Genomic DNA, 19,051 nt, shown 5'->3' on the forward strand with positions numbered 1-19,051 from the left:
ATGATGTGGAAGTGGCTTCACCCTTACGCAAATCCTGAGATTAGCTATCATTTTGCGGGTAAAATATTACCTTGGTGCGCGCGCCTAGCCTTTGTTTTTTTAGCTATTGGTATTACCTGGGCCTTACTATTTGCCCCTGCTGATTATCAACAAGGTGATACCTTTAGAATATTCTATTTACATGTACCTGCGGCGATGTTGTCTATGGGTATATACTTAGGCATGGCCATTGCCGCGTTATCTAGCTTAGTGTGGCAATTAAGACTTGCTGATGCCACAGCGGCTGCCATGGCACCTATCGGCGCGACTTTTACTTTTATCGCCCTCATTACCGGTGCGGCCTGGGGCAAACCTATGTGGGGTACGTGGTGGATTTGGGATGCCCGACTGACTTCTGAGCTAATATTATTATTTTTATACTTGGGCGTTATCGCTTTACATAATGCTTTTGAAGATAAAAATTTAGCAGGCAAAGCAGCCGGCATTCTTGCCTTAGTGGGCGTGATTAATTTACCGATTATTAAATATTCTGTCGAGTGGTGGAACACCCTGCATCAAGGGGCAACCGTGAGTAAGCTAGGCCAACCTTCGATGACTGCAGATATGTTTTGGCCATTTTTGGTTTGTTTTATTGGTTTTGCTTTTTTAGTCACAGCGTTAATCTGCTTACGTTTTCGCAGCGAAATACTCAATCGCAACAGTATGCGCCCTTGGGTACGTGAATTAGTGGCTACTGAGGAGAAAGCGCATGCAGTTTGATAGTTTCAGTGCTTTTATCGCTATGGGCGGCTATGGCTTTTATGTCTGGTTATCCTATGGCGTTAGTATGTTGGCTTTAGCCTTATTAGTGTTTTCGAGTATCACGGATCATAAAAAAATTAAGCAACAAATAGCTCAGCGTCAAAAACGCGAAGCAAAATTACGTCAAGCGGCCGAGCTACAAAACACACAAACCCGTACTGACATCAGTCATAAAACTTAAGAGGTAACAGTATGAATCCCCGTCGTAAGAAGCGATTAACGATAGTCACGTCAATAATCATCGGCTTAGGCGTTGTTGCCGGGCTTGTTTTGTACGCGTTAAGTCAAAATATTGATTTATTCTATAAGCCTTCTGAAATATATAATGGCAAACAAGATACCGGTCTTAAAGCCATTAACGGCCAACGCTTACGTATTGGTGGTTTAGTGGTGCCAGGCAGTGTGCATCGTAATAGCGAAAGCTTAAAAGTCAGTTTTAAACTCGCTGATATGAGAATGCCGATTAGCTTCTCTGAGACTGATCCAACCGTTACGGTAAGCTATGACGGTATTTTGCCTGATTTGTTTCGTGAAGGACAAGGTATTGTCGCTAATGGTATTTTAGTCAATGGTAATGTCATTGAAGCGAGCGAAGTATTAGCAAAGCATGATGAAAATTATATGCCTAGAGAGCTGCTTGACGATGCGACTGAAAAGCCGGTTAACTCCAGTTATAGCAAGAATCTGTTAGAAACAACTTACTAGCCCAAACAAACGCAGAACGACAAAGAAAGCGAACTCACTCTAGGTTCGCTTTCTTTTTTGATAAACACTATTATTTTCCCCTACTTACTTTCACTACTGGCTTTCCCGACTTACTTTCGCTACTGACTTTGCCAGTACTATTAGCCATGTAAATACCTATAAGATAAATTTAACAGTAGTCGTTAAAAACTAAAGCGAATAGCCCTTAGTGAACATGGCAATACTCGATGTTAAATAGCGATTAATTTCTGCTTCAGATAGTTGTTTTTTGGTATTAAATTCCACACGCATCCAACATTCTCCTTTCACCATATTTAAAAACTGTAGTGCCGCAAATTTAGGGGTTGGAATAGCTAATTGTTGCTTGCTGTCGAAATCGGCCATCAGTATTGCCACGTCATTAACAATACGTTCTGGACCTTCTTGATAAAATAGCTCTGACAACTGGGGGTATGATTTTGACTCATAAGCACAAATCTTATGAATGGCCAGTGCTTCCTTTGAGGTCAGCATAGCCAAAAAACGTTTCGCCAAAACAAATAAAATTTCTGCCGGCTCATTGGCGGTATCTAGGCCAATTTCAGTCATATGATATGAATCACACTTTTGCTTTATTGACGCGGCAAACAATTCATCTTTATTACCAAAATGGCTATAGACAGTTTGTTTTGAAACCTCGGCATCTTGGGCAATTTCAGCCATACTAGTTGAGCTATAGCCTTGCTCAGTAAACAGCATAGTCGCAGCATCAAGAATTTGTTTTCTTTTACTTTCACTTTTACTTCGAATATTTGCCATACACCCCTATCACCCATATTAACTTTATACGTTAACTTTATACATTTACTTTATGCATTTACTTTATACTTAGTTCACTAGCTCACGACTCAGTAATAAAAATTACATAAAACGCCTACAGTTCGATTCACTATTATAACAGTTTCATTAAACTTGTGATCTTGTTATGCGCAGGCCATCTCAAGATATTGGTTTCAGTGGCTGTTAAAACTATTGTGATATCACATAACATACCTCAAATTAGACTAGACAGTCTAGTTTGACTAAACTAGACTGTTCGGTCTAGTTTATATGTTATACGTTTAAGGTGCATTCCGTGTTAATAGATCAGCGTACTACAAGGTTTTTTCGCGTTTATGGCTTAGTTCTTTCCTTCGCCTTACTCAGTGCTTGCTCTGAGCCTACTCAAGAACCTAGTCAAAAAACTAAGCCAACAACGACACAAGCAAACAAACAAAGTGCTAATTACCACCAAAGCGCCGACATTCGCACCATATCACCCAGTATGTCTTACAACATTGAACGCGCCTATATTGGCAAAGTGGTCAGTAAACAGCTCACGTCATTAAGTTTTGAATATGCCGGTAAGGTTGCTAAAGTTTATGTTGATAGTGGAGACCTTGTTAGTAAAGGCCAATTATTGGCAGAATTTGATACTGAACTCCTCACCATTCAACGCCAAGCAATAGTGGCCACCATTGAGCAATTTCGTGCACGGGCCGAACTCAATCGTCTAAATTTATCTCGTATCAATAATTTAAGGACTAAAGGTTACAGTTCTAAACAAGCAGTAGATGAGCTAGAAGCTGAAAAAAAAATCATCAATGCTGATATTTCCCGTCAACAAGCAAATATAGCCAGTATAGAATATCAAATATCACACGCGAAACTCCATGCCCCTTTCGCGGCAGTGATCAGTAGCCGTACCGTCGCTGAAGGAGAAAACTTCAGCCCCAATCAAGACGCATTTAACCTGATCCAACAGGCTGCTCACGAAGTATCTGTTGGCGTACCTGTTAAAGTAGCAAGCCAATTAGTGGTAGGGCAAACGCTCTCTGTTACCTTAAATAAACAAACGCTCTCCGGACAAATATTAGCGATTGGTAAACAGGTGCATCAGGTTAGCCGCACCATTGAACTGCGCCTTGGCCTTAAGCAAACATTAACTTTTTATAATGGCCAGTTAGCACAAGTCAATATTGAACAAGGTGTTGAACAAGCCGGTTTCTGGCTACCTTTGTCGGCTTTAACTGACGGTATTCGTGGCCAATGGAATGTTTATCAGGTCACGGCAACCGCCCATGATTTATTGACCATATCAGCGACTACGGTTGAGGTAAAATACGCCACACTAGATGCCGCCTATATTACGGGTTTACCCTTAGTGACACACGAAGTCATTGCTAGTGGTGTGCATCGCTATGTGCCAAGACAAATAGTGAAACGGGCCAGCGAAGCTATCAAGCAAGTGGCTAGCACAGGGCAAATTTTATGATACGTTCATTTGTCAAAAATGGTCGTTTAATGTCCTTGATGATCACGCTTTTATTGGTGGCGGGTTTAGGGGCGTTAAGCAATTTACCCCGTACCGAAGATCCAAGGATAACTAATAGAATCGCTAGCGTTATTACGCAATTACCGGGTGCTAGTGCTGAGCGAGTTGAAGTACTGATCAGCGAGAAAATAGAACAAAGCCTTAGAAAACTACCAGAAATAAATCTACTCACGTCAAATTCTCGTGCGGGTATTTCAATTGTCCAAGTGCAATTACAAGATGAAATTACCGATCCCAAGCCAATATGGTCACGGGTTAGAGATTTACTGAACGATCTCAGCCCAAGTTTGCCAAACGGCACACTAACGCCGGTACTAGAAGACGACAGAGGTTATGCTTACACGCAAATAATTGCCCTAAATTGGCAAGGCAGCGAGACACCCAACATTGCTATTTTAGGTCGCTATGCTAATGAATTACAAAATCAGCTAAAACTGGTTCATGGTACAGATTTAGTCACTATATTCGGCCAAGGCTCAGAGGAAGTACTGGTCGAGGTGGACCCCGTTATTAGCAGCCAATTAAACCTTTCAATCAATGATATTTCAGAAAAAATTCTTAATGCTGATGCTAAAGTATCGGCAGGAAAACTCACCAACGCATTCAATCAAATGCAAATAGAGTTGGTTGGTGCATTACAGGACACCGACCGAATTAGTAACATCTCAATAAAAGCTGATGATAATGGCAACTTAGTACGCTTGGGAGACATTGCTGATATTCGAAAAACAGTCAATTACCCGCCAACCGAAATAGCCATGGTCAACAATCAACAAGCGGTAGTTGTTGCTACCCGCATGTTGCCAAACTTGCGTATCGACCAATGGAGTGCATCGGTGCAAAAAGCGTTAACCTCATTTACACAAACGCTACCTAATAATGTCACTTTGGAGGTGATATTCGATCAAAGCAGCTATACCGAAGCGCGTTTAAGCGACTTAGTCGGTAATATCGCACTAGGATTTGCCATTATTGCCGCAGTATTACTGATTACCTTAGGCTGGCAAGCCGCTTTGATTGTCACCTTATCGCTGCCATTAACCGTGTTATTTACCTTATCCGTGATGAATTTTTATGGCCTCCCTATACACCAGATGTCGGTGACGGGTTTAGTGGTTGCTTTGGGTATTATGGTGGACAATGCCATTGTGATGGCTGATACCGTAAAAACCAATATCGAAAAGGGCCAACGTAGGCTTGACGCGATAGCCAATGCAGTCAATCACTTATGGTTACCTTTGCTGGGTTCAACATTAACCACCATTTTAGCCTTTATGCCGATTGTGCTTATGCCAGGGCCTGCCGGTGAGTTTGTTGGCGGTATTGCGCTTAGTGTTATATTTTCTTTAGTCGGCTCTTATATTATATCTCACACTATTGTTGCTGGCTTATCAGGTCGTTTTATTAGCCGACACAGGCATAAAAATTCGACTCGTTGGTATCAAAGTGGGATTAGTTTACCGGCGTTAAATCGTGGTTTTGTGCGCTTGCTTAACTGGTCACTACTACATAGAAAACTGGTGATCACCTTGGTAGTTTGTTTGCCTTTATTAGGTTTTATTGCCGCTAAACAGCTGCAAGAGCAATTTTTCCCCTCATCAGATCGTGACATGTTTCAGGTTGAACTTTTTTTACCCGCACAAAGCAGCATAATCAATACTGAGCGGGTTAGTAAAGTACTTACCAACTACCTTGAAGCACTCGATGGCATTGAATCGGTTCGCTGGTTTATCGGTAAAAATGCGCCTTCTTTTTACTATAATTTAATGCCAACCAAAGATGGTGCGCAGTATTATGGCCAAGGTATGGTAACCGCAACAAATTTTTCGGCAGCGAATCGTTTAATTCCCCAAATTCAACAAACACTTGATGATATGTTACCTGAAGCGCAAATATTAGTCAGAAAACTTGAACAAGGCCCGCCCTTTAACGCACCGGTAGAGTTGCGTATTTTTGGCCCAAATCTTGATCGTTTAAAAACAATTGGTGATGATATTCGCGCTTTTATGTCAGCAACCCAAGACATTACCCATAGCCGTTCAACACTACAACCTGGCACGCCAAAAGTTTGGGTTAATATTGACGAAGCAAAAGCTAACTTAGCTGGCTTGTCGTTAGTACAGGTCGCCAAGCAACTTAATACCACACTGTCAGGTCAAACCAACGGCTCGGTTATTGAGGCAACAGAATCAATTCCTGTCAGGGTTAGAATTGGTAACGAACAACGAGATGACTTAGCGGCATTAGCCAACATTAACATTATTAATCCCAGCTCAAAGCAGTCAATTGCCTTAACTGCCATCGCAGATTTAGAGATTAAACCCAGTCGCGGCGCTATTCCGCATCGCAATGGCGTACGAGTGAATGTTATTGAGGGCTATATTCGCGCAGACGTTTTACCGTCTATCGTACTTAACCGAATTAAAGAAAGTATGGCTAAGGCTGACTACCAATTACCTAATGGTTATCAAATAGAATTCGGCGGTGAATCGGCAGAGCGCAATAAAGCGGTGGGTAAACTCATGGCCAGTGTTGGCTTGATATTAACCCTGCTACTTACAGTTGTGGTGCTGTCGTTTAATTCTTTTAGACTCAGTGCGATTATATTTTTATCCGCATTTCAATCCATTGGCTTAGGCTTACTGAGCGTTTATATTTTTGATTACCCCTTTGGCTTTACCGTTATCATTGCTTTATTAGGGTTAATGGGACTGGCTATTAATGCGGCTATTGTGATCATAGCTGAACTAAAAATGGATGAGCAAGCGATACAAGGTGACCGTACAGCTATTATTCGCTGCGTACAAAGTTGCGCCCGTCATATTAGTTCAACAACCATAACTACTGTTGGTGGCTTTCTGCCTTTAATTCTTGCAGGTGGTGGCTTCTGGCCACCTTTTGCTGTCGCGGTTGCCGGTGGTACAGTGTTAACCACACTGTTATCCTTTATCTTTGTCCCGGCAGCGTTTTCACTATTAAGTCAACGTAATGCCTTTGAATTAACAAAACAGCCGGTATTAGCTTAATGCGCTTTGATAAAATTCACTTTACAAAATGGCTAGCGTTATCGTTAATAAAGCCTTATTGGCCATAAATATCAGTGATAAAAAAACGCAAAGTGTGACACTTTGCGTTTTTTATTAATCAGGATTAAAGCCGTTTTTAATATTCTCTATGCGCTCTTGATGCCGATGATGCGCCTTGCGTGTGGCAACTACAAACACAGCAACAATCGCTACAATTGCAATTAATAGCGCTAAAATTTCAGGTCGTAATAACGTGTTTAACCATTCCATTGGATAACCTTTTTGTCGTGAGTTACTTGTTGATCCTTCCTTGCTGATCCTTCCTGCTGATCGATATTGGCTTATTCTTCGAAGTAGGTACCCCAGCCATCATAATCTACGTTACATTTTTTTGCTAATTCGAACATCGTTTTTGTTTCATCAAAAATAATATCAAAATCTAAAGCTTGTTCGGTCACAATATCGAAAGCAAAGACTTTATCTCCGTTTTCTAATTCGGCCTCTTCTGGCTCTTCAATTTCAAAGCCGCTTTTAAATGCTGTAATCGCCGCTTTTTCTAGAATATCAAAGTCTCCACTAGAAAAATGATGTTCAATTGTATGGTGAACTTCTTCATTTGTGCCATCTTCAACTAGTGTAGCGATCAATTGCTCGGTATGTTCTTGCCATTGTTGCAATGCTTCATCAATCATTATTTTATCTCACTTGTTTGCTTATCTGGCGAATTTTGGTCATCTACTTGTGGTAGCTGACGGTCTGTTTCAATATTCAATTGTTCAATTTTCGCTAGCATGTCACTGCGGGTTTTATTGGTTATGTTGCGAATTTTATCTTTATCTTCGCTAGATAAATATACCGGTGGTAAAAATTCGATAATCATTTTACCGTTATCCCAACGATTTAAGTCTATGGTTTTATGAGTGTTGCTTGCACAAACAGGAATGATAGGTACATTAGCTTTTGCCGCCGTGCGAAATGCGCCTGATTTAAAAGGTAATAAACCACGGCCATAACTGCGTGTGCCTTCTGGAAATAACCAAACAGACAGCTTTTTTTCACGAATTTTTCTAGCGGTAGTATCGATAGTATTCATGGCTTTATTTTTATTTTTTCTATCAATTAAAATATTACCCGTTAGCCAATACATTTGACCAAAAAAGGGGATCCATTTTAAACTTTTTTTGCCAACACTAACCGTTGCGGGTTGAACAGCATTACTGACGGTGAAAATATCATAGCTATTTTGATGATTACAAATATAGACAACAGGGCCCATATTTTTTGTCGACTCTGGTATTCTAACCTCAACCTCTAAACCTAAAATTTTTGCAACTTTGCCAAGATAATTAGCTGTATGATGAACATTGTCGCGATGAAATGGCCTAATCAAACAGAATAAAATTGAACAAATACAGATGATAACTAAAGAAAAAGTCATCAATATGACACGAATAACTGCTAACAAAAGACATTCCTATAAAATTTACCAGGCGTGATTATACCTGTAATTAATAAAATAGCTAAACCTACCATTAATTGTTATCGCTAAGCTACATTAAGATACCTAACACTGGGCAGATTCAGCTGACTTTGGTCACTGCAGTTTATGTAAACTGGGTTAACGAGCCACTTGAATTTCACGATACTTCTTATAAAGTAATTTAAAGTAGTCATATTCAAATGCTGAACCCGAGCCGTAGTAGCGAAAAGGTAATCTGGCTCTAGCATCAATACTGTTCAGTAATGAAAGATAAAGTTCCTCTTCAGATTTCATCCCCAGCTCATCCATCACTTGTTGATCTGCTAAACCATCAAAAACAAGACCGGTGGCATCACGCAGTGACGAGGGGCCCAACAGAGGTAAAACGAGATATGGTCCGGCCTTAACGCCCCAAAACCCTAGTGTTTGACCAAAGTCTTCATCTTGCGCGGCTAAGCCCATAGGTGTTGCAACGTCGATTAACCCTGCTAAACCTAAGCTGGTATTAACAGCGAAACGACCTAATGTTTCGCCCGCCACTGATAATTTAAACTGCAATAACGAATTGATAAACGTTGATATTTCAGCCATATTATTGAAAAAATTACTCAGCCCAGTTTCAACAACATCAGGGGTGATTTTCTTATAGCCCGTCACTATGGGTAATAAAACGTATTCATCGGCTTTAGCATTAAAATAATACATACGACGATTAAACCCCTCCCAAGGGTCGGAATAAGCACTCATCACACCAAGTTCGGCCAGATTATCTGGTATCGCAATGATCGGTGTTATGGCCGTACTCTCTAATTTTGGCTGTGAGGAGCAGGCTAACAATAAAAAACACAGGGCGATAGCGAATAACTTAGAACACTTATTGGCAAGCATTGACATTAATTTAACCCTCCTTGGAACGTGGTCTGTAGGTGCTCAACAAAACTGAGTCTATCTAAGTTGCCACAGTGTCCACCACGAGGGAAAATTTTTGCCCTATCGGTAAAAATGCTCTGTAAATACTCCACCTCACCCGCCTGTAAAATAATATCGTCTTGATTGGTGACCAAATAAATTTTATCAGATGCGGTTAAATAATCTTCAATGGCATGTAAGCTGTAACGTTCGATCAAATCGGCTTTGGTGATGCTGGCATCTTCGCGCTGGGCTCTGGGTAGCATGGCACGGTCAAAATAATCACCAAAGGTGATATCACTGGCACGTTGCAGTGAATGCGTTAAACTCTCAAGCTTGCTTATCCTGTGGTTTTTATAGGTGATTGCGCCCGTGTTAAAACTAACATCGATGGCAAATATCATATCTGATGACGCTATTCTAAACGAGGCGCCAATTAACAGTTTTAATTCGGCTTCAGTTAAGGCAACATTTTTAAATAAACTGAATATTGAGCCTTGATCAAATTTTGAAGACCGTTGTGCTGAGTAAGCAATAGAAAAGCGGGAAAAAATATCATCAAACATAGCAACCGCCGCGGGTCGATTTTCACCTAGATCAAAATAATTATCTAAAATACTGACTGAGTTATATAAACTAACCGGTGGGTTAATCAGAAGCACTTTTTCAAAGTTAAACGCCTGTTTTTCTTCATCAAGTAGCGCTATAAATGCTGAGTGCGCGCCACCTAAGCTGTAACCCGTAAGAGAAAATGACAATGCCTCTACGGCGTCTTGAGCTTGAACTTGTGCCCAAACTAAATTCATCACCTGATATAAATATTCTGCGTCATGCGCTAAATCACCCGGCATGTATTGGGTGTTAGGTGAGTTAACAATAAAATTAGCAAAGGTGGGCGATGACAATGAGATGACATGATAACCCTGCTGAAAAAAACTTTTTTGCAGGCTGAGCATTTTCACACTATCGTAGCTCGCTCCAGTACCTGCAATAATAAAAATCAAGGGTGCACTCGCTTCTTGTTTTATTAACGAGTATTTCATTTTTTTGTTAAACCAAAATACCTCAGAAATTTCATCTAACGGCTTAATCGTTATACTTTTATTAATAATGTCTAATGACTCTGGTAGGTCAGCAGCCGCTTCTTGGCAGTAGCCGGTAACGGTGGCTTGATAAGACGAATAGGCTAAATCGCATACTGGTTTACTAACAACAACTTCATCTTGTTTACTGCTACATGCTGCTAGCATTATGATGAGTAAAACACTAAAAATACGCACTGGTTTCTCCCTAATCCTGTGTGTTTAAAATTTGATATCTACCAAACACCTATAACCTACCCATGAACCTAGGCATAAACCTAGCCATGCCAATCCGTTTCTAAGTGCTTACTAATATAATGAATGGGCTATAAAGTCGAGCATTCGCTGTGAAGTGTCTTATCATTTTATCAGTGAATTTTTCAGTGAACTCTTCAGTGAAATTTGGTGCAGACTGATCAATAGTTAATTCACTCACTAAATGCTACTGAATATCTTACATGATAGATATCCCAAATAGCTATAAAGTCGCTTATTGTCTCACATTACTGATGCGGATTTGAACTACGGATGGTTGATCTAAGCCATCAAAAATTAAAAGCCAATTCAAGGTGATTGAATTGGCTTTTTCATTAGGTATTTAATGGCGAGTAAAGCGGGTCTTTAAAAAAGCTCTTCAGCTATATCAAACATCGCACTTTGGCCAGATTTCGCTGAGGCGATCAACGACTGAGTACGGGGTAATAATCGGGCAAAGTAGTAACGAGCGGTACGGACTTTACTTTCATGGAAAGTTTTATCATCGCTAGCAGCCAGTGAAACTTCTGCCATTCTAGCCCAAACATAAGCCATCGCCGTATAACCAAATATGTGTAAATAGTCATTGGCCGCACAACCCAGTTCTTCTGGCGAAGTCTGTGCTGCGGTTAACAAGTATTGCGTTAATTCTTCAAGTTCATCTGTGACCTTAGCCAAAGGTTGAGTAAACTCTTGCATAGCATCCACTTTATCCGCTTGCATATAGTCACGTACTTCTTCAAGAAAGACTGCCACAAATTTGCCTTTACTACCGGCCACTTTACGGGCTAACAAATCCATCGCTTGAATACCGTTAGTGCCTTCATAAATTTGTGCAATACGGGTATCTCGCACTAACTGCTCTTGTCCCCATTCTCTAACGTAACCATGACCACCGAAAACTTGTTGACCAGCAACGGTGTTTTCAAAGCCAAGATCAGTAAAAAACGCTTTAGCAATCGGAGTCATTATAGCAACAAGTTGATCCGCTTTGACTTGCGCTTCACCCGTACCATAAGTCGCAATGTCTAATTGCATAGCCGTATAAGTTGATAAGGCACGTGAACCTTCATTTAACGCCTTCATGTTTAACAACATGCGACGAACATCACCATGTACTAATAACGAATCAGCTTGGGCATCAGGTGACTTAACACCAGATAAAGAACGCCCTTGAATTCTATCTTTGGCATATTCTAAAGCATTTTGATACGAGCGTTCTGCTGCACCTAAACCTTGGATACCTACACCAACTCGCTCAAAGTTCATCATAGTAAACATGCAAGCTAAGCCTTTATTGAGCTCACCGACTAAATAACCTTTAGCACCATCAAAATTCATCACACAAGTAGCTGAAGCATGAATACCCATTTTATGTTCGATAGAGCCACAGCTGACATTGTTCTGTTCACCGATGGACTCATCATCATTAACATTGAATTTTGGTACCAAGAATAATGAAATTCCACGAGGTCCAGCGGGCGCATCAGGTAATTTAGCTAACACTAAATGGATAATATTCTCCGTCAGATCATGCTCACCGGCGGTAATAAATATTTTTGTCCCTGACACTAAATAACTGTCATCAGCTTGTGGTACCGCTTTCGTTCTGATCATGCCTAGATCAGTGCCGGCATGGGCTTCAGTTAAGCACATGCTTGCACACCAGTCGCCGGCATAAATACGGGTTAAATAGCGATTCTTTAATGCTTCACTACCATGTTTTGCTAACGACAAGCCAGCGCCAGCAGTTAAGCCTGGGTAAAGTGAAAATGAAATATCCGCCGAACATAACATTTCTTCATGAAATGCGGTCAACATTTTAGGCATGCCCATGCCACCAAAGTCAGGGTCTCCGCCTAATGAGGTCCAGCCACCTTCAGCATAAGTTTTAAACGCTTCTTTATAGCCGGGTGCTGTCGTGACTTTACCCGCATCGAAACTAACCCCTACTTCATCGCCATTGCGCGACAATGGTGCTATTTCTTGCTCTGCAATTTTTGCACAACCTTCTAAAATTGCTTCGGCGGTATCTCGGTCAACCCGATCAGCTAATGCCGGTAATGACTGCCACAATTTATCAGCATTAAATACGTCATATAACAAAAAATTCATATCTTTTAAAGGTACTTGATAGTCAGCCATCACATTCTCCAAACAGGTAATTTAAACAATTAATTAAAACACTCGTTTGAATATATAGCAAAGACAGTAAAAGTAAAAGTAAAATGATAAATTCGTCGGTCATTAAAAATCAACCTCATAGCCTTTTCATTGCTTAGAACAACGACTTTATAGCCAGTAACAATGACTAAATACCAAGGGTTTTCTTAATAACTGCTTGTTATAATTATTAAATAAACAACAAAATAGTGGCTTATGTTAACCAGCAAAAATGCTCACAAAGTTAGTGAAATTGGTATAAGCTTGAGGCGTTAATATTTAGCGATAAAGGTGAGTGGTGAGATTATTTGGGGCAGTAGTTATTTTAATATTATGCTTTGCGACTATGACGTCGGCAAAGCAGCTTGATTTTAATAAAACAACAACCGATGGGCATGTACAATTTAACTACCAATGGCTAGACCAAGCTCAGCAACCACAAGCGTTAAGTTTTGCTATTGATAAAGTGGCTTTATTTGATCGCTTTAGAAACTTTAAAAGTTATAAAGCCAACCACGCTAGCAAATACGTTGATCAGCAAATGAGAAAACAACTGACACAACACCCTATCACTGATGTAAAAGTGACATTTTTAGGTCGTGGTAATAATTTACAAATGGAACTCAACAGTGAAAATAAAACAGCACTTGACCAAGCGTATCTAAGCATAGCGCAACTTGAACAAGACTTTATGAATGAGCATTTAACCCGTAACTATTATACTCAATTTGTTACTTATGATAACAGCTTAGCCATTAAGCCCGACCATGTTCGCTTCGCACAAGAGTCATTTACTGATCTATCCGTACTAAAAGGCCTTATTTTAGACCGTGTTGGTGAGGAAAGTGTCAGAAAGGTCAGTAATTATGTGCTCGGATTTATCCAAAGTATTCCTTATGCTACGTTAGAGTCGAGGGTCACATCAACCGGCGCGGGGTTTAATCCGCCGCTGCAAATACTGTGGCAAAACCAAGGTGATTGTGACAGTAAAGTAACCCTGACCGCTGCTATTTTTAGAGCGCTAATGCCACGTATAAAAATGCAGTTGGTTTTTATCGATAATCATGCCCTACTCGCGATAAATATCCCAAGCGAAGGCGATGAACTCACCATCACTATCGATGGCCTAGACTACATTTTAGCTGAGCCCACTGGCCCAGCAATGATGCGCATTGGAGAATTATCAGCAAGTGCTGAGTTTGCCATACGCAATGGCCGCTATTATGCCGAAGCTTTTTTTGCCGACCCTAGCACTTAATATCAGCGCAATTACGTTAGTGTTTTGACCAGTTGCGACAAAATACTATCGCGTAATACCTTTAGGCTAATTGGCTTAGCAATATGCAAGTTCATACCCGCCGCTAAGCATTGCTGCTTGTCTTCTTCACGGGCGTGAGCTGTCATAGCGATAATGGGTAAGCGGTTATATTGTGGTTGAGCGCGAATATGCTTAGTGGCGGTTAATCCGTCCATGATGGGCATTTGAATATCCATCAAAACAATATCAATATTTTCCAGTGGTAATTTTTCTAACGCCTCTTGACCATTTTGTGCAACAGTCACTTGCGCCTGCATGGACTGCAATAATTTAACCGCCACCAATTGATTAACCAGATTGTCTTCAACTAACAATACTTTCAATCCAGCTAGGCTGCCTACTTTTGGTTGCACCGCATCAAGCTCATGACGGTTAGTCGTCATTTTATTATCCATTATGGCGCCATGTGATGAGAGCCGACAAAGCTCCTCGGCCAACTTAGCAATAACATTTCGGTATAACGGCATTTCAAGCAACAAGTAATTAATACTATTGCGGTTTAATTGCTCAAGTAGCTCAGCTGAAATAACACTGGCTATTGGCTGACATAACGCCAGTACAGCGACCTCTTGCTTTATTATATCCAATTCACTTTTCAACAAATCTTGCGGATACTTGCTACTATCGATAAGTAATATTTTATCTGCTTTAGCATCAACCGTTTTTAGCGCTGAAAAACTTGAGATGTCTATCACAGCTTGCGCAATATCAGTAAAGTTCTCTCGTAATTTTTCGGGTATATTTACCGATAAATTCAGCACAGTACTGGTCGAAAATTGCGGTCGAAACTTAGTTAAGCAATGTGCAGAGTAACCGGTATCGCAAACCGGCATATTGGGTGCGTCCATAGGTAAAGCTAAGGTAAATTCAGCGCCCTGGCCTAAAACACTGTCAATAGTGATTTTGCCACCCAGTAAATGCGCAATATGTTGGCATATTGATAACCCTAGCCCTGTGCCACCATAAACTCGGGTCATCGACTCATCGGCTTGTTTAAATGCTTCAAATAAGCCCGTTTGTTTTGATTTTTCTATACCTATGCCGGTATCTTTCACGGTAAATAACACAGCGATATTTTTTGCATCGACCGGTTCGGTGGTGGGGCAAGATAATGACACGCTAAGCGCAACTTTGCCGCGCTCAGTAAATTTAATCGCATTATTAAGTAAATTACTCAACACTTGCACTAAACGCATAGTGTCAGTATGAATATCTAGTGGCACTTGGCTATCAATGGCAACACTTAAACTTAGCTCTTTGCCAACGAGTGCCCCAATATTAAGATTAAGTGCTTGCGATACAATACTTTCCAGTCCAGTCAGTTCTTTATGTACAGACATATTTCCTGACTCTACCTTGGCCGAATCAAGCAATTCGTTTACTAAATAAAGCAAAGTATTTGAAGCGGTTTGAGCATTACCTAAATATTGCTCCTGAGCCTTATTTAAACGCGTTTGTTGTAAGAGAAAAAACATCCCTTGCATGGCATTTATCGGCGTACGAATTTCATGACTCATATTCGCCAAAAATTGGCTTTTAATTTGGTTAGCTTCTTCAGCTTGATTTTTCGCGCGCTGCAGGGCTTGGTTAATCTTAAATTGCTCAGTCACATCGCGAATTAAAATAATACTGCCAAGTAATTCATTAAACACCCCATAAAACGGCGCTTGATAAATTTCATAGGTATTATGCTCAGTCGGCACCGTTTGATGATGCGCCACAAATGAATGACCTCGCTGACTTTGACTAATATTCTGCGCCACTTTTTTGCTGATATCAGCCGCAATAAAATCATTAATTTGATCGCCTAAAATATCAACTTCTTTTCGTAAGACCCGTTTTTCAACGGCCTGATTACAGCCAATTAAAGCGCCTTGTTGATCGTTAAATAGAATGTAGTCTGGAATCGCATCCATCACTGAGCGTAACAGCGCATAGTCACGCTGATGTTGCTCACTTTTATGTGATAACGCTTGAGTTTTTTCTTTTACTCTCGAATCTAGCTCAATGTTTTGATCCTTTAAACGCTGCATTAAGCTGCGATTTTGGCCAAATAAATCTTCGACAATTTTAAACCAGTGGCGCCATTCGGCAGAGGGTTTTATTTTACCGGGATCACCCGCTGAACAATGTTCAATATGCCTGATGAATTTTTTAGAGGGACCGATAAATAAGCGATAGGTAACGTAATAAACCACCACTAATAAACTTAAAAAGCCAAAAGAAATACTGATCAGTATCGACAAAAAACGCTGATTAATCGTAGTATAGAAACTTTCTTTGCGATGATACTCCAATAAAATCCAGTCATTAATAACCAACTTCTGCTGCTGAACAACCCAATCACCAATTTCAGCACTTGGCATAATATTGAGTAACGATTGATAACTGAACTGATTTAATTGCGACGGTGCAGTGTCACTAAAAGCGGTTTGTGCATTTAGCGGAAGATTGCTGTTATTTTTATGCAACAAAACATGACTTTGCTTATCAACAATAATATAGCCGTGGTCTACTTCGCTTACCTCAGGCAAATAGTTATATAAGCCCGCCGTATTCATATCAATGAGCACCGCCCCTTTCATCTCATGGTCTAAATACACTCCCATACCTAGCATGGTGTTTAAACCTTTACTCGCCGAGTCAACATAAGGCCGTGCCCAAAGCTTTTCATCCTTGTGCTTTGAGGTTTTTATCTTCAGCATTAACTCATTACTTAAACTTTGATCATTGTATTGCCAGATACTTCTGGGTACCCAAGGATATAAATTAACAAAGCGTTGCATTGAAATGTAATACAGCCAGTTAGCTTCTTTGATTGACTTTTTTGCAGTAACAAATGCCGGCGTTAAAGCATTAGCCATCGTTAGCTCATGCAGCAAGGATTGATTGAAAGTGTCAATACGACCAACGCCGGTAATATTGCCGCTCATCATATGATGATTAGTGCTTAAATTTTGTCGATTTTTATCAAGGTAAAAGTACTGACCTTCTTGTCGCAAAGACGGCGGCTGACTAGGTAATTCTCCCGGGAAACGCAAATAATATTCAGCTAAATCACGTATGCCCGCGAGGGTTTCTACCGTACCGGTCAGTTTATTATTAAGCTGCGCACTATATTCACTCAGCTTAGCTAATTTATAGTCTCGAAAATCTTGGCGGGCGAGATAATAATTATAAGAGATGATAATAAAAGTCAGCAGCATAATGCTGGAAAAAACCACAATGACTGATTTATTGTAGCGTTGAAGAAGTTGCTCTTTTGAATTTTCTACTAACACTAACAAGTCCTAATAATGATATAGAGGCAAGTGCGCTAAAATTTAGCTCATCGGCAAGTTACCTTTAACTTTATGACCTAATATTAAATCAAAGTACTGACTGAGGATAGCACTGAAAAGGTTAACGGTGATATTGTAACAAATGGATAATATCACCGCCGCACTAAATTTTTATAGATTTTCTTCGGCAAATGACGCTAAACGACTACGCACAACACCATTTAAGTTGATGTTACTGCTACCTGGAAAATTTTTAAAACGCTCAACAATGTAGGTCAAACCGGAGGTTACTGCCGTTAAATAGTTACTATCTATTTGCGCTAAGTTACCTGAACACACTATTTTTGTGCCTTCACCACAACGGGTAATAATGGTTTTCAATTGTGAAGCCGTGAGGTTTTGACATTCATCAAGTAGCACCAAAGTATTTTGAATGCTGCGACCGCGCATAAAATTGACTGATTTAAACTGAATGTTCGCTTTATCAATAATATAGTTAAGACTACCATTCATATTTTCATCTTGTTTGTGCAACACTTCTAACGAGTCGGTGATGGCGGCTAACCAAGGTGCCATTTTTTCTTCTTCCGTACCGGGTAAAAAGCCGATTGACTCTGCGATTTCAGGGGTGCTGCGGGTGACAATAATTTTATCATAAAGTCCACGCTCTATCACTTGCTCTAGCGCGGTTGCCAAGGCAAGTAAAGTTTTTCCACAGCCGGCTGGGCCGGTAAGAATGACTAAATCAATCATGGGATCAAGCAAGGCATCCATTGCCATACCCTGATAGATATTTTTTGGATGAATGCCCCACGCTTGTTTTGCCATTAAACGCTCACGACTCAAATCGGTTATCGCTAAGTTTTCATCGTCCAACCCGGTAATTTTACCTGCGAAGTGTTCGCCTTCGTCAATCAGGTATTCATTGATATAGCCATTAGGCAGTAAATCACGCTTGATATAGTGCGTGGTATTACGGCCCTCTGTTTCACTTTCACAGTCATGAACCTGTTGCCAGAAATCACCCGGAAATTGATGATAACCTTTGGTTAAAAACTTAATATCATCAATGAGTTGATCCGTGCGGTAATCTTCAACAAAAGCAAGTCCAGCGCCTTTTGCCTTTAAGCGCATGTTAATATCTTTGGTGACTAGCACCACTTTATTATCTGGATGTTTGGCTTGTAAATAAATCGCGCTACTAATAATGCGATTGTCATTTTCATTAAAAGACAATTTCACCTTACTCTCGTCTAAGGCATAATCGTTGAAAATAGCTAAACAGCCACTGGGGTGTAGGTCATCGTTTTGCGGTAATTTAACGCCTGCTAGTACTTGTTCAGGCGTGGCATTAACTAAGGTATCTTCCAGCGCTCTAATCGCTACTCGCGCATCACGACTGACATCTTTGTGGCGGTCTTTGATAGAATCTAATTCTTCTAGTACAGTCATCGGCACCACCACATCATGTTCTTTAAAAGAGAGGAAAGCGAAGGGTTCGTGTAATAATATATTGGTGTCTAAAACATAAATAATTTTATTTGCTGTCATATGAAAGTCCTTTCCCAAGTTGAAGGCTGCACAGTATTCTTGCTTAAAACTGCTGCTAGAAACCAAAAATTTGATAATTCATCTAACCAAAACAATGTCATTACTTGTTCTTTTTTACCATAGCGTT

At 40.3% G+C, this 19,051-nt stretch carries 15 protein-coding genes; 6 read left to right on the forward strand and 9 right to left on the reverse strand.

Translation table 11 applies throughout. The features are described from left to right. The first annotated feature begins 3 nt into the window (after positions 1–3). Genes H4J65_RS16270 through ccmE form a run of 3 tightly spaced genes read left to right on the forward strand, consistent with a single transcriptional unit; the run spans position 4 to position 1,506 of the window. On the forward strand, positions 4–759 hold the full coding sequence (locus H4J65_RS16270) for a heme ABC transporter permease (RefSeq protein WP_182136563.1): 756 nt from the start codon (positions 4–6) through the stop codon (positions 757–759). Next, positions 749–982 (forward strand): heme exporter protein CcmD, encoded by a 234-nt coding sequence (gene ccmD, locus H4J65_RS16275; RefSeq protein ID WP_182198830.1) that lies wholly within the window; start codon positions 749–751, stop codon positions 980–982. Before H4J65_RS16270 ends, ccmD begins: the two co-directional genes overlap by 11 nt. Positions 983–993: 11 nt before the next feature. After that, positions 994–1,506 carry a cytochrome c maturation protein CcmE gene (ccmE, locus tag H4J65_RS16280; protein WP_182136432.1) on the forward strand — a complete coding sequence of 171 codons (513 nt, stop codon included), beginning with the start codon at positions 994–996 and terminating at the stop codon, positions 1,504–1,506. A gap of 189 nt (positions 1,507–1,695) precedes the next feature. On the opposite strand, the gene H4J65_RS16285 is transcribed toward ccmE, so the two are convergent. After that, positions 1,696–2,304, reverse strand: a complete 609-nt coding sequence (locus H4J65_RS16285; RefSeq protein ID WP_182198831.1) for a TetR/AcrR family transcriptional regulator — start codon at positions 2,302–2,304, stop codon at positions 1,696–1,698. 316 nt (positions 2,305–2,620) lie between these two features. Here H4J65_RS16285 and H4J65_RS16290 point away from each other — a divergent pair, with 316 nt between their 5' ends. Beyond that, the gene (locus H4J65_RS16290) at positions 2,621–3,799 is read left to right on the forward strand and encodes an efflux RND transporter periplasmic adaptor subunit (RefSeq protein WP_182198832.1); all 1,179 of its coding nucleotides are present in this window, start codon (positions 2,621–2,623) and stop codon (positions 3,797–3,799) included. Continuing rightward, complete coding sequence (locus tag H4J65_RS16295; protein WP_182198833.1) at positions 3,796–6,885, forward strand: efflux RND transporter permease subunit; 3,090 nt, start codon at positions 3,796–3,798, stop codon at positions 6,883–6,885. The genes H4J65_RS16290 and H4J65_RS16295 overlap by 4 nt, the downstream gene beginning before the upstream one ends. 114 nt (positions 6,886–6,999) lie before the next feature. On the opposite strand, the gene H4J65_RS16300 is transcribed toward H4J65_RS16295, so the two are convergent. From H4J65_RS16300 to H4J65_RS16325, 6 genes are all read right to left on the reverse strand, one after another. Further along, complete coding sequence (locus H4J65_RS16300; protein WP_182136436.1) at positions 7,000–7,155, reverse strand: hypothetical protein; 156 nt, start codon at positions 7,153–7,155, stop codon at positions 7,000–7,002. A gap of 71 nt (positions 7,156–7,226) precedes the next feature. Beyond that, a complete protein-coding gene (gene rraB, locus H4J65_RS16305) occupies positions 7,227–7,577 on the reverse strand; it encodes a ribonuclease E inhibitor RraB (RefSeq protein WP_182136437.1) in 351 nt (116 codons plus the stop codon). Beyond that, positions 7,577–8,350 (reverse strand): 1-acylglycerol-3-phosphate O-acyltransferase, encoded by a 774-nt coding sequence (locus tag H4J65_RS16310; protein WP_182136438.1) that lies wholly within the window; start codon positions 8,348–8,350, stop codon positions 7,577–7,579. The genes rraB and H4J65_RS16310 overlap by 1 nt, the downstream gene beginning before the upstream one ends. Before the next feature lie 153 nt (positions 8,351–8,503). Continuing rightward, the gene (locus H4J65_RS16315) at positions 8,504–9,259 is read right to left on the reverse strand and encodes a VacJ family lipoprotein (protein ID WP_182184049.1); all 756 of its coding nucleotides are present in this window, start codon (positions 9,257–9,259) and stop codon (positions 8,504–8,506) included. After that, positions 9,259–10,554, reverse strand: coding sequence for an alpha/beta hydrolase (locus H4J65_RS16320; RefSeq protein WP_182198834.1), 1,296 nt, complete (start codon positions 10,552–10,554; stop codon positions 9,259–9,261). The genes H4J65_RS16315 and H4J65_RS16320 overlap by 1 nt, the downstream gene beginning before the upstream one ends. A gap of 423 nt (positions 10,555–10,977) precedes the next feature. Beyond that, on the reverse strand, positions 10,978–12,756 hold the full coding sequence (locus H4J65_RS16325) for an acyl-CoA dehydrogenase C-terminal domain-containing protein (RefSeq protein WP_182198835.1): 1,779 nt from the start codon (positions 12,754–12,756) through the stop codon (positions 10,978–10,980). A 364-nt stretch (positions 12,757–13,120) separates the two neighbouring features. Between H4J65_RS16325 and H4J65_RS16330 the strand changes: the two genes are divergently transcribed. Beyond that, positions 13,121–14,032 carry a hypothetical protein gene (locus H4J65_RS16330; RefSeq protein ID WP_182136442.1) on the forward strand — a complete coding sequence of 304 codons (912 nt, stop codon included), beginning with the start codon at positions 13,121–13,123 and terminating at the stop codon, positions 14,030–14,032. An 11-nt stretch (positions 14,033–14,043) separates the two neighbouring features. On the opposite strand, the gene H4J65_RS18210 is transcribed toward H4J65_RS16330, so the two are convergent. Next, complete coding sequence (locus tag H4J65_RS18210) at positions 14,044–17,373, reverse strand: response regulator (protein ID WP_182198836.1); 3,330 nt, start codon at positions 17,371–17,373, stop codon at positions 14,044–14,046. Between the two features lie 171 nt (positions 17,374–17,544). After that, positions 17,545–18,924: a PhoH family protein gene (locus H4J65_RS16340; RefSeq protein ID WP_182198837.1), complete on the reverse strand. Its 1,380-nt coding sequence runs from the start codon at positions 18,922–18,924 to the stop codon at positions 17,545–17,547. Between the last annotated feature and the right edge of the window lie 127 nt (positions 18,925–19,051).

This window comes from Colwellia sp. MB02u-9, from assembly GCF_014077085.1.
GTDB lineage: Bacteria > Pseudomonadota > Gammaproteobacteria > Enterobacterales > Alteromonadaceae > Cognaticolwellia.